This is a genomic window from Halalkalibacterium halodurans, from assembly GCF_005671335.1.
Classification (GTDB): domain Bacteria; phylum Bacillota; class Bacilli; order Bacillales; family Bacillaceae_D; genus Halalkalibacterium; species Halalkalibacterium halodurans.
The window spans coordinates 2,605,377-2,624,934 of sequence record NZ_CP040441.1; the positions used below are offsets into that span (position 1 = coordinate 2,605,377).

Genomic DNA, 19,558 nt, shown 5'->3' on the forward strand with positions numbered 1-19,558 from the left:
AGAGAAAAGGATATGTTACCTACATTAAAACGGCATTTTAAAGCCTCCAAAGCCTTTCCCTTTCTTCTTGGCTTTGCCTGCCATGTTCGTCATTTGCTTCATCATCTTTTTCATCTCTTCAAACTGCTTTAACAGCCGGTTGACATCTTGAATCGCCGTCCCGCTTCCTTTCGCGATCCGTCGACGACGACTCGCATTAATGATGCTAGGATCTTGTTTCTCTTGCTTCGTCATGGAACGGACAATCGCCTCAACGCGGCTAATTTGCTTCTCGTCCACTTGCAAGTTTTTCAAGCCTTTCGCTTTGTTCATCCCTGGCATCATTCCGAGCAGTTCATCGAGCGGTCCCATGCTCCGCACTTGGTCGAGTTGCTCCAAGAAATCATCGAACGTAAAGTCCATTGTGCGCATTTTTTTCTCAAGTTCACGCGCTTTTTCTTCATCGACAGTGGATTGCGCTTTTTCAATGAGTGTCAGCACATCCCCCATCCCAAGAATCCGCGAAGCCATTCGCTCTGGGTGGAACGGTTCGAGCTGGTCAATCTTTTCACCCATCCCGGCAAATTTGATCGGCGTGTTCGTAACCGCCTTAACCGAGAGGGCAGCTCCGCCTCGAGTATCCCCATCCAGCTTCGTCAAAACGACGCCGGAAACATCGAGCTGCTCATGGAAGCTTTCCGCCACATTAACCGCATCTTGCCCTGTCATCGCATCAACGACGAGCAAGATTTCATCTGGCTTGGCCACTTCCTTTACTTGTTGCAGTTCATCCATCAGCTCTTCATCGATGTGAAGACGTCCAGCTGTATCGATGAGCACATAGTCGTGATGCGCTTCTTTCGCCCGCTCGATCGCCTGTTTCGCAATTTCAACAGGGCTTACTTGATCACCGAGGCTAAACACAGGCATGTTTAATTGTTTACCTAATGTCTCAAGCTGTTTAATCGCAGCCGGACGATAAATATCGGCAGCGACGAGAATCGGGTTCCGGTTGTGCTTTTTCCGCAAATGGTTGGCAAGTTTCGCCGTCGTCGTCGTTTTCCCAGCCCCTTGAAGACCGACCATCATCACGACCGTTGGCGGCTTGCTCGCAACTGCAATTTTGCTTTGCTCACCTCCCATCAACGCCGTCAGCTCTTCATTGACGACTTTGATGACCTGTTGTCCAGGTGTCAAGCTTTTCATGACTTCTTGACCGAGGGCTTTTTCCTTCACATTGGCGATGAATTGCTTCACCACTTTAAAGTTTACATCCGCTTCTAGGAGAGCCAGACGAACTTCACGCATCATTTCTTTTACGTCTTGTTCACTTACTTTCCCTTTTCCGCGAATTTTCTTCAACGTATCTTGCAGCCGCTCGGCTAAACTTTCAAACGCCATACATGTCGCCTCCTACTCTAACGTATCAAGAGATTCAAGCAACGCCATCAACTCTTCTGAAGTCGCTTGCTTGTCAACAGCTTCTTTCAATTGCTGCAATATCTCGGAACGTTTCTCGAATTTGGCAAGTAGCGAAAGCTTTTCTTCATATTCTTCTAGCATTGCTTCCGTCCGCTTGATGTTATCGTAAACAGCTTGGCGGCTCACATCAAACTCTTCGGCAATTTCACCGAGAGAAAAATCATCGAGATAATAGAGTGACATGTACTTTCGTTGCTTTTCCGTTAACAGCGACTGATAAAAATCAAATAGATAATTCATTCGCAACGTTTTATCAAGCACACCCTCACCCCTTCACGAAGCTTCGACGAACACGCTCGAAATTCACATTGTTAAGTGAAATTCCTTTACGAGTTCTCATCTTACCGTAATCAGATTTACGTGTCAAGTTTTTTTCTTAACAATTGAATAAAGGCCTCACTCTCTGCCCTCTTCTTCATCCACCATGTCTTTAAAGAGGCCATAGACGAATTGCTCGCTATCAAATGGCTGGAGGTCGTCTATTTTTTCGCCAAGGCCGACAAACTTAACCGGAATGTCAAGCTCGTGCCGGATTGCTAAGACGATCCCCCCCTTCGCTGTTCCATCTAATTTTGTTAAGATGATTCCTGTCACGTCGGTCGTTTCTTTGAACGTTTTGGCTTGCGACATGGCGTTCTGTCCTGTCGTTGCATCAAGGGCGATCAACACCTCGTGCGGTGCACCAGGGATTTCACGGGAGATGACCCGTTTCACCTTTTCCAATTCTTTCATTAAATTCACTTTGTTTTGCAATCGTCCAGCTGTATCGCATATGAGGATGTCCGCTTCCCGCGATTTTGCTGCTTGAATCGCGTCAAACATTACAGCTGCAGGGTCAGAGCCTTCAGATTGTTTTATGACATCGACGCCTGCCCGTTCACCCCACACTTCGAGCTGTTCAATTGCACCCGCTCGGAACGTATCGCCAGCGGCTAAGATTACTTTTTTTCCTTGTTGCTTATACATATGGGCCAGCTTACCGATTGAGGTCGTTTTTCCGACACCGTTCACCCCGACCACAAGGATAACCGATAATCCAGCTGGTTGAAGATTTACCTCGGTCTCGCCTCCCTCTTTTTCAAGAAGCTCGGCTAATTTTTCGGAAATGATCGGCTGGATGTCTTTCGAGTCTTTAATGTTCTGTCTGCGCACCTCATCCTTCAATTCTTCCACTAAATCCATAACCGTTGTCACACCTACATCGGCACCGATTAATATTTCCTCTAGTTCTTCAAAAAAGTCTTCATCCACACTGCGATATTTATAGACGAGGTCATTCATTTTCCCCGCAAAGGAATCCCGTGTTTTTTCTAACCCTGCCTTAAATTTCTCCGTTACTTCTGTTGTTTGTGTTGAGATTTTTTCTTTTAGCTTTTTAAAGAAGCTCATGTCGTTCCCTCCTAGCTTAGCTTTCGATTAACTCTTTCGTTTCTTCTAATTTGACCGAGATCACCCTAGAAACCCCGGACTCTTGCATCGTCACGCCATAAAGGACATCTGCCTCTTCCATCGTTCCTTTGCGGTGGGTGATAACGATAAACTGCGTTTGATCACTGAAGTCCTTTAAAAATTTCGCAAACCGGCTAACATTCGCCTCATCCAAGGCAGCCTCCACTTCGTCAAGCACACAAAACGGAACGGGGCGAAATCGTAAAATCGAAAATAGGAGAGCGATCGCCGTCAACGCCCGCTCACCACCCGAAAGCAGTCCGAGGTGCTGTCGTTTCTTCCCAGGTGGCCGTGCCATAATGTCAACACCCGTTGTCAGAAGCTGGTCCGGCTCTGTTAACACAAGATCAGCCTCTCCACCGCCGAACAATTCCTTAAAGACGACGCGAAAATGGGCTTGAATTTCTGTAAAACTATCATGGAACCGCTTCGTCATTTCCTCATCCATTTCTTCAATTACATTGTGTAGCGTTTCCTTTGCTTCGACAAGGTCTGCTTGCTGTTCCTTTAAAAATTCATAGCGTTCGCTTACCCGTTCGTATTCTTCAATCGCCCCTAGATTCACCGTCCCTAGCTCTTCGATTGCTCGTTTTATGAGCTTTACTTTTGTTCGCGCCTCTCCGATCTCCATCATTAATGGATATTCCACTTTCGCTAGATCGTAGCTTAGCTCATACTCATCCCGTAGCTGGTTTAAACGGTTGTCAAGCTCGACGTCTAGGCGGTTCACCTTCACTTCGGCATCGCGACTGGATTCTGACATGTAAGCACGTTTTCGTCCTAGATCGGCCAACAGCTGTTCTTCTGCTTCAAGCTGTCCTCCGAGCTCCTTCCGCTTTGTTTGCAAGTGGGCAACATGTTCGCTTAACTCGCTTTTTTCTTGACGACTCTTTTCAATTTGCTCGTCCAAGGAAAGCTCACCACTCGTACTTTGTGACAGCTCTGTCTCCAACAGCTGAAACGTTTCTTTTCGCTCCCGAAGTTTTTCCTTTTCCTCAGCTAGCTGCTCAGAGACCCTTGCTCGTTGCTCTTCAATGTTGCCATACCGCTCTTTCGCCGTTGCAAGCTGGATTTTCAATTCGGTTAATTGTGACTGCCGCTCTTCCTTGGATGATTGGCTCTGCTTCAGCCTTCCTTCAATCTCCGCAACCGTTTGCTGCATCTTGCTCGCTTCCTGTTCGGCACTCGTAAGCAATTGCTTTAATTCAGCAAGCCGAGCGCGAATTCGCGTTTCTTCATCAGTAAACGACTCATGCTCGCGGTCGACCAATGATAAACGCTCGCGCATCGCCTTCACTTCATAGGTAACCGCCTGCCACGTTTCTTTCGCTTCATCAACTTCAGCCCGGGCAGCTTCCCCTTGTAAGCGTAAGTCCTCGATCAATTGCTGCAATTCTGTTCGTTCGTTTTTTTGTTGTTTAACTTCCTGCTCTAATTTCGCCGCCGCCTTCTCTAGTTGCTTTAGTTTGTCCGTTAATTCTTCTAGCTCGCGCTGACGGCCAAGAAGCGGGGTTTGCTTTTGTTTGACACTCCCTCCTGTCATAGAACCCCCAGGATTGACCACATCTCCTTCAAGGGTGACGATGCGGTAACGATGTTGGAGTAACCTAGCTATAGCATTCGCTCCTTCTAAGCTTTTCGCTACGATGACGTGACCGAGCAAGTTCCTAATGACTGGCGTGAAGCGTTGATCAAACGATACAAGCTCACTAGCAATCCCAACAAATGCATCATGTTCTTGAATCAATTGCATAGAGGCCGCTGGAAGCTCGCGCCCTTTCATGACCGGAAGAGGTAAAAAGGTCGCTCGGCCAAAGCGTTGCTGCTTTAAGTACTGAATCGCTTGTCTCGCCGCCTGCTCTGATTCGACAACGATATGCTGTGCTCCTCCACCTAAGGCGATTTCGATCGCTGTTTCATATGGCTTTGGCACCGTAACGAGTTCGGCGACCGCACCCACAATTCCTTTTAAAGTGGAGTGGCGCGCTTTTAACACCTCTTTAACCCCTTGGAAAAAACCTGAGAAGTCAGCTTGCATTTCTTCAAGAACGTCTTTCCGCGACGTTAATCGCTGGATGAGCTGATACGCTTCGTACAGTTGCTTTTCTTTTTGCTCGTAGACGCGAGTTACTTGCTCTACCTTCCGCTGCTGGTTCCGGTACTCGTCCACAAGAAGGTGAAGCTGTTTTTCCTTTGCTTCAAACTGCATGCGCTCTTGCTCTTCCTGTGCTTCCAGTTCCTTTCGCTTTTGAAAATACGCTTCATTTTCTCGGATGAGCCGTTCCTGCTTTTGCTGTAGCTGCTGCAACTGCTCTTCTAAATAGCGCGTCTCATTTCGCAGCGATGCTTGTTCGTTTAATAGTTCAATGTAATCAGATTTTAACCGATCGACCGTTTCTTCCAGTTCTTTTTCATTTCCGTGAAGAGCTTTTTCTTGATTGCGTATTTCTGCTTCAAGCGCAGTCATTTGCTCGTAAGCTTTTTGTTTCGCTTCTTCTTCTTTTGCTAAATGAACTTTGAGGGAGGCGACCTTCTCCTCACCTTCACGGATCGTCTGCAAAAGTTGCTCCCGATTTTCCGCAGCATTTTTGAGCCGCTCCTTCAACACATCTCTCCGGCCTTCGCGTTTTTCTAATGTTTCACTTGCCGATAAAAGCTGTTGCTGGGCTATTTGGGCTTCCTCATCCAATTGGGCGATCTGTTGCTTCAATCCTTGCACGGATTGTTCTTTTTCGCTGATTTGCTGCTCTAAAGCTCGATGTTGTTCTTTTAATAGATCAAGAGCTTCCTTTGCTTTGTTCCACTCTGTATGTATCCGGTCAATATCATAGACAAGGACGGCAATCTCAACTTGCTCTAATTCTTTTTTCTTTTCTAAATAGTCCTTTGCCACGGATGCTTGAATTTTTAAAGGCTCGACTTGGCCTTCAAGCTCATGAAGAATATCCTCGACGCGATTCAGATTCTCCTGTGTGTCATCGAGGCGTTTTTCCGCTTGCTGCTTCCGCGTTTTATATTTAAGCACACCGGCCGCCTCTTCAAAAATGACGCGGCGATCCTCTGCCTTACTGCTCAAAATTTCTTCCACTTTCCCCTGGCCGATAATCGAATACGCTTCTCGTCCTAGGCCAGAGTCCATAAAAAGATCGACAATGTCTTTTAACCGGCATGGCTGACGGTTCAATAAGTACTCGCTCTCTCCAGAACGATAAACACGCCGTGTGACACTTACTTCACTATAGTCGATCGGAATATGCTGGTCCTCGTTATCGAGCACCAAACTGATTTCAGCAAAATTCAATGGCTTTCGTGTATCGCTTCCTGCAAAAATAATATCTTGCATTTTTGACCCTCGGAGCGACTTTGCCGACTGTTCACCGAGCACCCAGCGAATGCCATCTGAAATATTGCTTTTTCCACTTCCATTTGGGCCAACAACCGCTGTTACACCTTTTACGAACTCAACGGTCATTTGTTCGGCGAATGATTTAAATCCGACAATTTCTAAACGTTTGAGGAACATCGTTCAAACCTCACTTTCTACAGCCTATTTATTTTATCATAGAGCGAAGACCAATGGAATCGAATCAAACAAGCTGTTTTTACGTATAAAATCAATAAGACAAAACGTCTTAGGTATGATACGATGTTGCATAATTAGTTCATTACTTAAAGAAAGGACTGTGACCATGAATTTAAACGAGGAAAGCCGAGAAAATGTCGTGTTTATGATCGAGGAAATTAAAAAGAAGCTCCAAGTTGTAAATGGGTCTGTTCTCAACCCAGATAGTGTGGATATGAGCCGCTACGAGGACTTACGAGACATTTATGACATGATTAAAAAGAAAAACAACTTCAGCGTCAGCGAAATGGATGCGATCGCCGTCGAGCTAGGAAGGCTTCGCAAATAACAGACGTCTATAATTAAAAAGACTTAGCTTACCACCAGTTTTCCTAGCCTTTTATATCGTGTTTCCATGCCTTTTTGGCTCACTCACTGTTAATGGTGCGAAAAAGGGCTAGGACAAAATACAGTAGGAGTGGCACTCACCGCGACGATGAGTGCCACTCTTTTTTAGGTGTTATTTTAGATGGGGTGATTGTTTTAAAAGCCACTCGCTTGATGCGACTAACAACAGACGATCCATGAATCAACAACAAAAAGGTTCGGATCATCAAAATAAAAAAGCCCGAACTTTTTTAATACGTTTGGCCAGTTTTGCCTGAGCCTCTTGTTATTGCTCCTTCTTTTGACTCAATGTAATTAATGCTTGCTGGGCAGCATGTTGCTCGGCCTCTTTCTTTGAGCGACCTGTACCGACTCCGAGCGTCTCATTGTTCAAAACGACTTCTGAAACAAACTCCCTGTTATGGGCAGGACCCCGCTCTTGGACAATTTCATAGTGGATGTGACCCAAATTATCTCGCTGTATGAACTCCTGCAGCTGACTTTTAAAATCCATCATATGAGAAAAAGCACCTTCACTAATTTTCGGGTAAATCGTTCGCTCTAAAAACAAATACACTGCGTCCATTCCTTGGTCTAAATAAAGAGCTCCGACAAACGATTCAAATACGTCAGCCAATAGCGCGGGACGCTTACGCCCTCCCGTCATTTCTTCCCCTTTCCCAAGTAACACAAGCTCCCCAAAATGGAGCTCCTCTGCCAATTGGGCAAGGGATGGCTCACAGACGATCGAAGCACGTAATTTGGTCATATCCCCTTCACTCATCTGTTCAAACGCCTTATAGAGATATTGCGATACCGCCAATTCCAAAACGGCATCTCCGAGAAATTCCAGACGTTCGTTATCTTTACATGATTGAATTCGATGCTCATTCACATAGGATGAATGGGTAAATGCTTGAACCAAAAGTTTTTTATTGGCAAACGTTAGATTGAGCGTGCGGAGGAGCTCATCAAACATTTGCTGCTGTTTTGCTGTGAGCGTTAAACGTTTCGGTTGTCGTCTCCGCTCTGAATGCGAATGATGTCTATGCTTGCGTTGGTTTTTCGAATGTGGCATGTCGACCTCCAAAAACGATAGGACAGTTTTCACGATAAAGTGAAACTCCATTCAGTGAGTTTTTTCAATCACCACTGAATGTTAGTTAAATCAATCGGTTGTTTCTGTGGCCAGCACGACGCTGTTCACACAGATATTGTCACTCGCTGTGACATTTTAATCCAGTTCTATCCACGTTTACTTCGTTTTTTTACTTAAGCCTTAAAATGAAAGTCCTAACGCTAGTTAACGGGATAAAACGAGAAAAGCATGTTGTAGAAAAGGAGGTCCCATATAAACACATGGGACCTGTTAAACTTACTGACGGCCTTCTATGTATTCAACCACATCAGCAACCGTCGCAATTTTTTCTGCTTCTTCATCTGAAATTTCAAGATCGAATTCATCTTCTAGCTCCATTACGAGCTCAACAACATCAAGAGAATCCGCTCCTAAATCATCTTTAAATGAAGCTTCTGGCTTCACTTCCGCCTCATCAACCCCAAGACGATCAACGACAATTTTAGTGATACGAGATAATGTATCTGCCATTTTGTTCACCTCCTCTCAAAATGCGCTTCTATAAGCTAGAAGCATTTTAGCTAAAGTTGAAACATCCTGTCAAGATCCTTTCGTTACATGACCATTCCGCCATTTACATGGATCGTCTGTCCTGTTAAGTAAGAAGCATCGTCGGACGCTAAGAAACGAACCGCTTTTGCCACTTCCTCAGGCTGTCCTAGACGAGCAAGGGGAATTTGCCCTAGCATTTGTGCTTTGACATCTTCCGGCAATTCACCGGTCATATCTGTTTCAATAAACCCTGGAGCGACCGCATTTACCGTAATATTACGGTTAGCAAGCTCACGGGCAAGTGTTTTCGTTAAGCCAATGACACCTGCTTTGGCCGCAACATAGTTCGCTTGTCCAGCATTCCCAATGGCACCAACAACAGACGATACGTTAATGATTCGCCCAAACCGCTGCTTCATCATCGGTCGTGTAACAGCTTTCGAACAGTGGAAAACTCCTTTTAAATTCGTATCGATCACCGCATCCCAATCTTCTTCTTTCATGCGCATAAATAGGTTGTCTCTTGTAATCCCTGCGTTGTTGACGAGAATATCGACTGCACCGAAAGTATCGATCGTCTCTTTGACCATTGCTTGGACCGACTCACTGTCAGCTACATCGGCTTGGATCGCAATTGCCTCCACTCCGAGTTCTTTAATCTCAGCAACGACTTTTTCCGCTTTCTCCTTATTCCCTGCATAATTGACCACGACATTCGCTCCATGACGTGCCAGTTCCATCGCTGTTGCTCGGCCAATTCCGCGAGATGCCCCTGTAACAATCGCTGTTTTTCCTTGTAGCATCGCTTATGCCTCCTGTTCCAATTTTTTTACCATCGCTTCAATGCTTGCCCGATCACTCACAGAAAAAACATTAACCCGGCGCTGTACTTTGCGGACGAGGCCTGAGAGCACATTTCCTGATCCGATTTCCACGAACGTATCCACTCCGAGCTCAAGCATGCGACGAACAGTGTCCTCCCAACGAACTGGAGAGTACACTTGCTCAATGAGAGATGAGCGAATGTCAGCGGCTTTTTGAACGAGATCTGCTGTCACATTGGCAATAACAGGTGGAGCGGCATCAGCGATTGCCAAATCGGCTAACACGGCTTCAAGCTTTTCGGCAGCCGGTTTCATAAGCGATGAATGAAACGGTCCGCTCACTTGCAATGGGATCACTCGCTTCGCCCCTGCTTCCTTTGCTTCCTCTGATGCTTGTTCGACACCCTCAGCAGAACCTGAGATGACAATTTGTCCAGGACAGTTTAAGTTTGCAAGTTCAACGACAGCCCCTGCTTCTGTTACGCGCTTCGTTACTTGTTCTAATTCGTCCCGCTCCATGCCAAGGATGGCAGCCATTGCTCCTTCGCCGAATGGTACCGCTTCTTCCATAAACAATCCACGGTGATGAACAGCGTACACAGCATCGGCAAACGTTAAAGAGCCTGAAGCCACAAGGGCACTGTACTCCCCTAGACTATGACCGGCTGTATAATCAGGTTTGATTCCATATTCACGCACGAGCGATAAAACGGCCGTGCTCATCGTCAACAAGGCCGGTTGCGTATTTTCCGTCCGGCGCAATTTTTCTTCTGGCCCTTCAAACATAATGCTTGAAAGGGAATAGCCGAGTCTTTCATCCGCCTCGTCAAAAATCTCTTTTGCTTTTTCCTCTGAAAGTAATTCGCTCCCCATGCCGACAGACTGTGAGCCTTGACCTGGGAATAGAAATGCTACTTTTGCCATCGTCTCACTCTCCCTTTTCTTCGCTACCTTTTGTCGCCTTGGCAACTTCTGTTTTTATGATCGTCGTCACTTGCTGATTGACCATTTCGTACGCCTGGGCAATCGTATGATAAACGGAGGATGCCACAGATGAACCATGCGCTTTTATGACTGGCGCCTTCAAACCGAACAACGAAGCCCCACCATATTCGGAGTAGCTCATGACTTGTTTGATCTCTTTAAATCGGCCTTTTAATAGAGCGACAGCCAATTTGCTTATAAACGTTTTCGTTAGTTCTCTCTTCAACAAAGAAAACATTGATCCTGCTGTGCCTTCCACACTTTTTAACACCAAATTCCCTGAAAAACCGTCGCAAACGACAACATCGCAAGCCCCGTTCAACAATTCTCGCGCTTCCACGTTACCGATAAAATGAAAAGGTCCCGCCTCGAGTAGAGGAAATGCTGCCTTCGTTAATTCATTCCCTTTTCCAGCTTCCGTGCCGACATTTAACAGACCGACTCTCGGCTGCTTGATGCCCCGCACCATTTCCATATATGTATTACCCATGATCGCATATTGTAACAAATGCTCCGGCTTTCCATCCATATTCGCTCCTACATCGAGAAGAAGGAACCCTTTCTCATCGAGGGTAGGTAACATAGGGGCTAAGGCTGGCCGGTCAATCCCTTGGATTCTGCCTACATACAAGAGGCCTGCTGTCATAAGCGCTCCTGTATTCCCAGAGGAAATGACAGCATCCGCCCGCCCCTCTTTCACTTCTCGAACGGCTAACACCATAGACGAATCCTTTTTACGACGCACTGCTGTTGTCGGTTGATCAGTGTCTTCAATTTTCTCCGTCGTATGTAAGATCGGTAACCTCGGATCATTAGCAGGAAGCAAAGGACGGATCTCCTCTTCATTCCCGACAAGTGTTATCGTTAAGTCAGGGAATGCTTTCACCGCTTTTATCGCCGCCTCCACATGTGCTTCTGGCGCGTGATCTCCACCCATAACGTCTAAGGCTATTTTCATCTGAACCTCTCCATTCTATTGTTCTTGAGCAGAACGGTACATCAGGAAATCTCCTGAAAATACGAGCTCCTGCTCCACAAAGCTGTTAACAACCACTAAGGTTCGATCCCGCTCTACTTTTTGCACTTCTGCTTTTGCAACCACACGCTCACCAGCTTTTACTTGCCGAGTGAAGCGAATTGTCGCTTTTGCCGTTAACGCTAGATCATCATCAATGATGGCGACCGCAAGAGAGTTTGCCTGGGCAAACAAATAATGACCTCTCGCAATTCCAGTACGTGAAAAAACATGCTCCTTTTTCACATCCAGGATGGAAATCGCTCGCTCGTCTAACTGCAAATCCACGATTTCACCAAATACTTCTTCCATCGGAAGGGCTTTGACTTCATCCAGCTGTTTTTGCGCAACATCTTTAATGCGCTCTCTTAACTCTGGGATCGAGAGTTCCATGCGATCAAGGCGAATCGTCTGGATGCTGACACCAAACCGATCCGCCAGCGCCTCATCCGTAATAAACGGATTAGCATCGATCGTTTCTTTCAAATGACGTTGCCTATCTTGTTTTTTTCGTTTCATGTGCTACCGACCACCGTATCACACTTGAATTATTTTCATCATTATGATCAGTCCTTATACGAACATCAACCAGTTTCTCCCAATCTAAACATATGACTAGGTACTAAGAGTAGTATATAATTAAGCCTTGTTTTTTTCAACAAGTTTTAGTCAAGCTTCTCTCCATCCAAAACACCCTCGGCCTGCAAATAGGTGACAAGCTCACGGTATTTCGGATCTGACCAAAAAGTTTTACTGTTCACAAGTGTAGCTGCATCTTGTCTAGCCGTTTCGAGTGCTCGGTAATCATGAACCACATCCGCCACTTTAAAATCAGGTAGCCCGCTCTGCTTTGCGCCAAAAAAGTCTCCAGGTCCCCTAAGCTCTAAATCTCTTTCCGAAAGGGTGAAGCCATCATTCGTTTCTGTCATGATGCGCATTCGTTCTTTCCCAACCTCCGATTTAGGATCGGCAAGCAAAATGCAATACGACTGATGCTCCCCTCGTCCGACTCTGCCTCTTAATTGGTGTAGCTGGGCTAATCCGAATCGTTCCGCATCATAAATGACCATGATCGTTGCATTTGGAACGTTCACCCCAACTTCTACGACCGTAGTGGATACGAGAATGTGAATCTTGTTTTCACTAAATGCGGTCATCACCGTATCCTTTTCCGACGGATGAAGTCGCCCGTGCATTAAGCCTACTTGGAACCTCGGATCAAAATGCTGTTGCAAAATAGAGTGAACGTCAATCGCATTTTGTACGTCAAGCTTTTCTGACTCTTCAATTAGTGGGCAAATGACATACGCTTGTCGACCCTTCGCCAGCTCTTTTTCCATAAAGTCAAGAACCCTTGTCAGCATATCGTGCTTCGCCCAATACGTTTCGATCTCCTTACGTCCAGCCGGCATTTGATTGATGATCGACACATCCATATCACCAAACGCCGAAATGGCCAACGTTCGAGGAATAGGCGTTGCCGTCATGAATAAGACGTCAGGGTAGGCTCCTTTATCGCGCAACGCCCGCCGTTGCTCGACACCAAATCGGTGCTGTTCATCTGTGATAACAAGGCCGAGATCATGAAAGGCCACATCGTCTTGAATTAAGGCGTGGGTGCCGATGACGACGTCCACATCACCTGCCTTAACCGCCGTTACCGCTGCTTGTCTGCGTTTTCCTTTCACAGAACCGGTCAAAAGGGTCAAACGAACACCGCTCGGCGCAAACAATCGTTCTAGCGATTGAGCATGCTGTTCCGCTAAAATTTCAGTCGGAACCATCAGGGCCGCTTGCTTTCCGGCCGTGACTGCAGCGAACATGCAAATGGCAGCGACGACCGTTTTCCCTGAGCCTACATCACCTTGTAGCAAACGATTCATCCGATAAGGGGAGCTCATATCCGTGAGAATTTCACCTGCGACTTTTTCTTGCGCTTCTGTAAGCGAAAAAGGAAGAGCTGCAATAAATTGATCCACCTTTTGCTCGTTCACCTTCACAGCTCGACCATTCGATTGCTCTCGGTTCACTTTGCGAAACGCCTGCATCTTGAGCTGGAAGAAAAGAAATTCTTCATATACCATCCGTCTCCGTGCTTGTTTTAGTGCTTCCCGATCGGACGGCATGTGCAAATGGAAAACGGCTTCTCGCTTTGACACAAGTTTGTACCGTTCCCTTATCTCAGGTGGGAGCGGGTCGGTGATTTGCTCTCCAAACTGACGTAACGCTACGTGTATATACTTTTTCAATGTTTTACTTGTCAGCTTTCCAGATACTGAGTAAATGGGCTCAACGGTTGCTCTTTCCGTATGGTTTCCTTGTTTAACTTCATTGACCGTTAATGTGAGTCGATGTTGATCCCATTTCCCGGTCAACGTCACTTCCTGGCCGACCTTAAGCTGCTGCTTTAAAAATGCTCGGTTAAAAAACACGGCCGTTAAAAGCACATGACCGACAAGTACGCGAACCGACATCCGATTTTTCTTTTTTCCGTAATAGCGGACAGTTGGCTCACTTTGCACGGTGCCGACAACTGTTGCCCGTTCGTCATGCTTAATCTCTTCAATCGGACGGACTTGATAGTCTTCATAACGAAAAGGAAAGTGCTCAAGCAAATCAAAAACAGAGTATAGCTGTAAGGAGGCCAACTGTTTGGCTGTTTCATCCCCGATCCCCCTTACTTCCATAACCGGTAAACTCCTCAACTGATTCATTTTTTATCGAGGGCCACTCCGAAAATTTTCGCCTCTAGCTCGCGACCCTTCGGAGTTGCCGCCAACCCTCCCTGTGCCGTTTCTTTATATGCTACAGGCATCGCCTGACCGATTTTATACATCGCATCAATCACTTCGTCGGTTGGAATCCTGCTCTGAATGCCAGCAAGCGCCATGTCCGCAGCCGTAATCGCAATGGAGGCGCCGATTGCATTACGTTTCACACATGGGACTTCCACAAGTCCGGCCACAGGATCACAGACGAGGCCTAACATATTTTTCAACGCAATCGCCATCGCTTCCGCCGATTGACTCGGCGTTCCCCCTGCAAGCTCTACAAGGGCGGCCGCAGCCATACCTGTCGCAGATCCAACCTCAGCTTGACAGCCACCAGCAGCACCTGAAATTGACGCATTGTTGGCAACGACAAAGCCAAAGGCGCCTGACGTAAATAAAAAGCGAACTTTTTGTTCTTTCGTAGGAGATAACCGTTTTTCCATGCCAAACAGGACACCTGGTACAACGCCGGACGCCCCAGCTGTTGGCGTCGCACAGATCGTACCCATCGCTGCATTTACTTCATTTGTCGCCACCGCTTTGCTGACAGCATCAAGAACCGTTTCACTCGATAAATAGTTCCCCTTCTTTAGATAATCTTGCAGCAGTACCGCATCGCCCCCTGTCAAACCAGAAACCGATCGCACTTGCTCCGTAATCCCTCGTCTGACGGCCTTTTCCATCACGTCTAAGTGATTTTCCATCTGTTCGATAATCGCTTCACGCGATCGCTCGGTCACTTCGATTTCCTGTCGAATCATAACCTCGGAAATGGGAATCGCTTGTGATTCTGCTAGCTCCACAAGTTCAGCTACATTGCGAAACATTCACGTACCTCCTTCGTATCGTTGTTTGATCCATATGCGTACTCTCCCATATTACAGGGTAGCTATGGTTAATCATGGATTTTCGTGACCGTCACGATGTTAGGTAATCGTTCTAGCTCTTGTAGCAAAAGATCGTCCACATTTTGATCCACTTCGATGACCATTAGCGCTTCTTTTCCTTTCTCTTTACGGGAGACTTCCATATGGCCAATGTTAATTTCATGCTTTGCTAACATATTTGAAACGCTTGCAATTACGCCAAAACGGTCGGTATGGACAACGAGAATCGCTGGATGGTTTCCCGATAGCTTCAAGTGAAAACCGTTTAACTCAACGATCTCAATCTTCCCACCGCCGATGGAAACACCGACCACTTCTAATTGATCCTCTCCCTTTTGTAGCACAACTTTCGCCGTATTCGGATGGTCTGTGATCGCTTCTTCTTCGTGAAAGTACACGCGGACTCCCTTTTCTTTCGCTAACTGTAGTGAGCGGGGAATCCGTGGATCAAACGTATCAAAATCGAGAATTCCCCCTACGATTGCCACGTCTGTTCCGTGTCCCTTATATGTTTCTGCAAACGAACCGTAAAAATATATGTCACAACGCTCCGGCTGTTGTCCAAACAGTGTTCGTGCCACTCGTCCAATCCTGGCAGCGCCAGCTGTATGAGAACTGGATGGCCCAATCATAACGGGCCCGATAATATCAAAAACGGTACGGTACTTCATGGGCTGTGCCTCCCTTTCAACCTTTTTCGTTCACTACATGGATTAACCCCCTACAAAGATTTTGCTTTCGTAGGGGGCCCTCCTGCTCATTGATAGTTTATTCAACAGCAAACAAGTAAGCATACAGCGGTTGATCACCAATTTGTTCATCTACTTCAACTTCTGGATACGATTGTTCAATAAATTGAATAAGTTCTTCCGTCTGTTCATTCGTCGCATCTGCACCTTGAATGACCGTGACAATTTCGCTGTCCTCATCTATCATTTGCTCAAGCAAACGTTTCGTTACATCAAGCATGTCTTCACCTGAGGTCACAATCTCTTTTTCAAGAATGCCCATAAAGTGACCTTTTTTAATTTCGAGCCCCTCGATGGACGTATCGCGAACAGCGTACGTCACTTGGCCAGATTTGACATGGGCCATCGTCTCCGCCATCACATTAGCATTTTTCTCTAAGCTTGACGACGGGTTAAACGAAAGAAGTGCTGCAAGACCTTGAGGAACGGTTTTTGATGGCACGACTTTAACGTTCACATCTGCCACATCTGCCGCTTGCTGTGCTGCTAAAATAATATTTCCGTTATTCGGAAGGACGAGCACGTTTTTCGCATGAACTTCCTCAATCGCTTTGACGATGTCTTCAGTACTTGGGTTCATCGTCTGTCCTCCTGGAATGACAACGCCTGCTCCTAAGCTTTGGAACAGCTTAGCAATTCCATCCCCCATTGACACGGTCACGATTCCTAGCTCGCTAAGAGGCTTTTTTTCTTGGTCTGGGAATGCCTGCTTTGATTCCTCAAGAAGATGCGTGTGCTGCTCTCTCATATTCTCGATTTTCGTATGAATCAGGCTACCGTATCGCTGAGCACGAGTTAATACTTCACCAGGGAACTCGGCATGAATATGTACTTTTAACAAATCCTCGTCACTAACGACAAGCAATGAATCTCCCCACTCACTTAACTCGTCGCGAAACGCTGGCTCATCAAACGGGTAGGTGGACAACTTATCCGATTCAAAACGAACCATAACTTCCGTACAGTAACCGAATTCAATATCTTCTGTTGCCAAATGGCTCTGCGCGTTTTGATGGTGCTCCACTTTAATAAGGTTGTCCATTGATGGAACCTCATGAATTCCTTCTTTCAATGGTTCCCCTTTTACAGCCGCTAAAAATCCTTCATAAATGTAGACAAGACCTTGTCCACCTGAATCAACGACGCCTACTTCTTTTAAAACAGGGAGCAGATCAGGGGTTCGCTGCAACGATTGCTTTGCTTCTGTCACGATGATTTCTATCAAGGACACTAAATCATCGGTATGTTTAACCGCTTTTTTCGCCGCATTTGCACTATCCTTTGCAACAGTGAGAATCGTTCCTTCAACGGGCTTCATCACCGCTTTATACGCCGTTTCCACTCCTTGTGTTAACGCTTCAGCAAAATCAAGAGCGGTGAATGCTCTTCTTCCTTCTACGCTCTTTGAAAAACCACGGAAAAGCTGAGATAAAATAACACCAGAATTTCCGCGTGCTCCCATGAGTAAACCTTTCGCAAAGGCAGCCGCTAATTCACCGGCATGATCTCCGTGAAACTTTTTCACTTCTTGTGCGCCTGAAGTGATGGTTAAATTCATATTCGTCCCTGTGTCGCCATCTGGCACAGGGAAAACATTTAATGCGTCAACAACCTTTGCATGTTGTGATAAATTATTGGCGCCTGCAATGAAAAGGTGTGCTAATGTTTTTCCATCCATCTCTTTTACTGCCACAAACGTTTCCTCCTAACACACTTACGGGTTAGTCACGCGAACCCCTTGAACAAAAATGTTCACCGAATCCACATCTATCCCTAACATGGTTTCAAGTTGATACTTGACTTTCGTCTGTACATTGTAGGCCACCTCAGAAATTTTTGTTCCGTAGCTGACAATGATGTACATATCGATATGTATTTCGTCCTCTTCTTCGCGAATGACGACCCCACGACGAAAATTTTCCCGCCCAAGTAATTCAGATAAGCCGTCTTTTATTTGCTTCTGTGATGCCATTCCAACGATTCCGTAACAATCGACGGCAGCGCCCCCAGCAATGGTAGCAACGACGTCTTTTGACACATCAACGGTTCCCAATTGGGTTTTCATTTCAATGGACATACGTGCATCCTCCTTCTTTCCCTTAAGATCATGAACAGCTTAGCAACGCGAAAGCAAATGCGTTTTAACGTCATTTTACTATACTCTTATCGTTTTTGAAAGCGGGCAAACGAACGGTTCGCTTAAATCCATCCATTTCAGCACTACTGTCAAGGAAGAAACCTTGATAAAGTTACGTGGAAACTATTGCTTTTCTGAAATGCCTGTGCTACTATAGTCGAGTATGATTTTGGATGATAATGATCATCGTTTCGGTATAAGGAGGTGCACATCATGGCACGTAAATGCTACATTACAGGACGTCAAGCAAAAAGTGGTAACAAACGTTCTCACGCAATGAACAAAACGAAGCGCCGCTGGGGAGCGAACGTGCAAAAGGTTCGTATTCTTGTGGACGGGAAACCTAAGCGTGTCTACGTTTCTGCACGCGCGTTAAAATCCGGTAAAGTTGAGCGCGTATAATAAGTATGGCTAAAAACACCTCTTCCCATGAGGTGTTTTTTGTTTTTTAAATCTGTTGAAGGCGTGGAGACGGAGGCGTAACAATGCCCCCGTCCTTCGTTCCTTAAGGCTCACCCGCATGAGAAAAAGCACCGTACCGTGACGATGCTTCCTCACCCCTTTTTAAACGAATTTAACACAGCCCGTACGACCCCGCCAAGGAATTTCGGCAACTTAATCGTATAAAATTTCATAGTTCCTCCTCCTCACATGAATGCGCGTAGGCAAGGGGTTGTGCCCCCTCTTTTTTAAGATCGACAGGTTATGGTTACTTGAAAACAACAGAAAATAAATCCTTCTCTTTTACTACTATATCCAAACCCCTCGATCTATTCCTTTTTTTTTCACCGTCCTTGCTCTTGTCTTCCTGTCTCTATCATATGCGCCAATGCTTTGTTTATGTTCCTTTACTGAAAGAAATCCAATCTAGTGAACGAAAGAGGATGAACATTTCGCTTCGAACGGTTATGTTGACCCTAAGTGATTGCGAGCTTTTAAAACGCAACAGTGCCGTTTGTCCTTAGAGCTAACTCTCGTACGAACTTTACTAACAAAATTTTAAAATATCTTAATATGCAAAAACGACAGCTTGTTTAGCTGCCGTTCTCCTCAAATACTACCTCTAATTCGCTTAATCGCTGCTGCCCGATCTTCCTCATTAAAAACAGCCGAACCTGCCACTAACACATTCGCCCCCGCCTCCACGCACTGTTTCGCCGTTTCTTCGTTTACACCACCGTCTACTTCAATCTCAAAGGTTAGCCCCTGCTCTTTTTTTAGAGAAGCTAATTCTTTTATTTTTGGTAGGACAGAAGGGATGAACCGTTGCCCGCCAAATCCAGGATTGACCGTCATGAACAACACCATATCCACATCTGATAGCACATGCTGAATCGAGGAGACAGGTGTCGCTGGATTTAAGACAACACCCGCTTTTACGCCGCTTTCCTTAATGAGATGAAGCGTTCGATGCAAATGGGGACAAGCCTCCACGTGAACCGTGATGATATCTGCCCCTGCTTTCGCGAAGGCAGGAATGTATCCGTCAGGCTGCTCAATCATTAGATGGACATCCAGAGGCAGGGTCGTTACTGGTCGAATCGCATCGACTATTAATGGACCGATCGTAATATTCGGAACGAAATGACCGTCCATTACGTCTACATGAATGTAATCCGCCCCTCCTCGCTCCACATCTTGAATCTCATTTCCTAAGTTGGCGAAGTCTGCTGATAAAATCGATGGAGCTATTTTAATCATC

At 46.0% G+C, this 19,558-nt stretch carries 19 protein-coding genes; 2 read left to right on the forward strand and 17 right to left on the reverse strand.

Features of this window, described 5'->3' with window-relative positions; translation table 11 throughout:
• Positions 1-24 precede the first annotated feature (24 nt).
• The 4 genes from ffh to smc form a co-directional block, all read right to left on the reverse strand.
• Positions 25-1,380, reverse strand: a complete 1,356-nt coding sequence (gene ffh, locus FED51_RS12610; protein ID WP_053430939.1) for a signal recognition particle protein — start codon at positions 1,378-1,380, stop codon at positions 25-27.
• A 12-nt stretch (positions 1,381-1,392) separates the two neighbouring features.
• Positions 1,393-1,722: a putative DNA-binding protein gene (locus FED51_RS12615; RefSeq protein WP_010898636.1), complete on the reverse strand. Its 330-nt coding sequence runs from the start codon at positions 1,720-1,722 to the stop codon at positions 1,393-1,395.
• A gap of 135 nt (positions 1,723-1,857) precedes the next feature.
• On the reverse strand, positions 1,858-2,850 hold the full coding sequence (ftsY, locus tag FED51_RS12620) for a signal recognition particle-docking protein FtsY (RefSeq protein WP_010898637.1): 993 nt from the start codon (positions 2,848-2,850) through the stop codon (positions 1,858-1,860).
• Between the two features lie 16 nt (positions 2,851-2,866).
• Entirely contained in the window at positions 2,867-6,433 is a 3,567-nt protein-coding gene (smc, locus tag FED51_RS12625) for a chromosome segregation protein SMC (protein WP_053430938.1), read from the reverse strand.
• Between the two features lie 166 nt (positions 6,434-6,599).
• Here smc and FED51_RS12630 point away from each other — a divergent pair, with 166 nt between their 5' ends.
• Positions 6,600-6,821 carry a DUF1128 domain-containing protein gene (locus tag FED51_RS12630; protein WP_010898639.1) on the forward strand — a complete coding sequence of 74 codons (222 nt, stop codon included), beginning with the start codon at positions 6,600-6,602 and terminating at the stop codon, positions 6,819-6,821.
• A gap of 324 nt (positions 6,822-7,145) precedes the next feature.
• On the opposite strand, the gene rnc is transcribed toward FED51_RS12630, so the two are convergent.
• The 11 genes from rnc to FED51_RS12685 form a co-directional block, all read right to left on the reverse strand.
• On the reverse strand, positions 7,146-7,937 hold the full coding sequence (rnc, locus tag FED51_RS12635; protein ID WP_010898640.1) for a ribonuclease III: 792 nt from the start codon (positions 7,935-7,937) through the stop codon (positions 7,146-7,148).
• A 297-nt stretch (positions 7,938-8,234) separates the two neighbouring features.
• Positions 8,235-8,468, reverse strand: a complete 234-nt coding sequence (gene acpP, locus FED51_RS12640; protein WP_010898641.1) for an acyl carrier protein — start codon at positions 8,466-8,468, stop codon at positions 8,235-8,237.
• An 83-nt stretch (positions 8,469-8,551) separates the two neighbouring features.
• Positions 8,552-9,292 carry a 3-oxoacyl-[acyl-carrier-protein] reductase gene (gene fabG / locus FED51_RS12645; RefSeq protein WP_010898642.1) on the reverse strand — a complete coding sequence of 247 codons (741 nt, stop codon included), beginning with the start codon at positions 9,290-9,292 and terminating at the stop codon, positions 8,552-8,554.
• A 3-nt stretch (positions 9,293-9,295) separates the two neighbouring features.
• Positions 9,296-10,237 (reverse strand): ACP S-malonyltransferase, encoded by a 942-nt coding sequence (gene fabD, locus FED51_RS12650; protein WP_010898643.1) that lies wholly within the window; start codon positions 10,235-10,237, stop codon positions 9,296-9,298.
• Between the two features lie 4 nt (positions 10,238-10,241).
• Positions 10,242-11,255, reverse strand: coding sequence for a phosphate acyltransferase PlsX (gene plsX, locus FED51_RS12655; RefSeq protein WP_010898644.1), 1,014 nt, complete (start codon positions 11,253-11,255; stop codon positions 10,242-10,244).
• Positions 11,256-11,270: 15 nt separating this feature from the next.
• Positions 11,271-11,831, reverse strand: a complete 561-nt coding sequence (fapR, locus tag FED51_RS12660) for a transcription factor FapR (RefSeq protein ID WP_010898645.1) — start codon at positions 11,829-11,831, stop codon at positions 11,271-11,273.
• Positions 11,832-11,977: 146 nt separating this feature from the next.
• The gene (recG, locus tag FED51_RS12665; RefSeq protein WP_053430937.1) at positions 11,978-14,026 is read right to left on the reverse strand and encodes an ATP-dependent DNA helicase RecG; all 2,049 of its coding nucleotides are present in this window, start codon (positions 14,024-14,026) and stop codon (positions 11,978-11,980) included.
• A complete protein-coding gene (gene sdaAA, locus FED51_RS12670; RefSeq protein WP_010898647.1) occupies positions 14,023-14,910 on the reverse strand; it encodes an L-serine ammonia-lyase, iron-sulfur-dependent, subunit alpha in 888 nt (295 codons plus the stop codon). The genes recG and sdaAA overlap by 4 nt, the downstream gene beginning before the upstream one ends.
• Positions 14,911-14,978: 68 nt before the next feature.
• Positions 14,979-15,641: an L-serine ammonia-lyase, iron-sulfur-dependent subunit beta gene (sdaAB, locus tag FED51_RS12675; protein ID WP_010898648.1), complete on the reverse strand. Its 663-nt coding sequence runs from the start codon at positions 15,639-15,641 to the stop codon at positions 14,979-14,981.
• A 97-nt stretch (positions 15,642-15,738) separates the two neighbouring features.
• On the reverse strand, positions 15,739-17,412 hold the full coding sequence (locus FED51_RS12680) for a DAK2 domain-containing protein (protein WP_053430936.1): 1,674 nt from the start codon (positions 17,410-17,412) through the stop codon (positions 15,739-15,741).
• 21 nt (positions 17,413-17,433) lie between these two features.
• Positions 17,434-17,796, reverse strand: coding sequence for an Asp23/Gls24 family envelope stress response protein (locus FED51_RS12685; RefSeq protein ID WP_010898650.1), 363 nt, complete (start codon positions 17,794-17,796; stop codon positions 17,434-17,436).
• Positions 17,797-18,069: 273 nt separating this feature from the next.
• On the opposite strand from FED51_RS12685, the gene rpmB reads away from it, so the two are divergent.
• Positions 18,070-18,258 carry a 50S ribosomal protein L28 gene (gene rpmB, locus FED51_RS12690; protein WP_010898651.1) on the forward strand — a complete coding sequence of 63 codons (189 nt, stop codon included), beginning with the start codon at positions 18,070-18,072 and terminating at the stop codon, positions 18,256-18,258.
• Positions 18,259-18,410: 152 nt separating this feature from the next.
• Here the strand turns inward: rpmB and spoVM are convergent, their stop codons facing one another.
• Positions 18,411-18,491 (reverse strand): stage V sporulation protein SpoVM, encoded by an 81-nt coding sequence (gene spoVM / locus FED51_RS12695; RefSeq protein WP_010898652.1) that lies wholly within the window; start codon positions 18,489-18,491, stop codon positions 18,411-18,413.
• A gap of 415 nt (positions 18,492-18,906) precedes the next feature.
• On the reverse strand, positions 18,907-19,557 hold the full coding sequence (gene rpe, locus FED51_RS12700; RefSeq protein ID WP_053430935.1) for a ribulose-phosphate 3-epimerase: 651 nt from the start codon (positions 19,555-19,557) through the stop codon (positions 18,907-18,909).
• Between the last annotated feature and the right edge of the window lies 1 nt (position 19,558).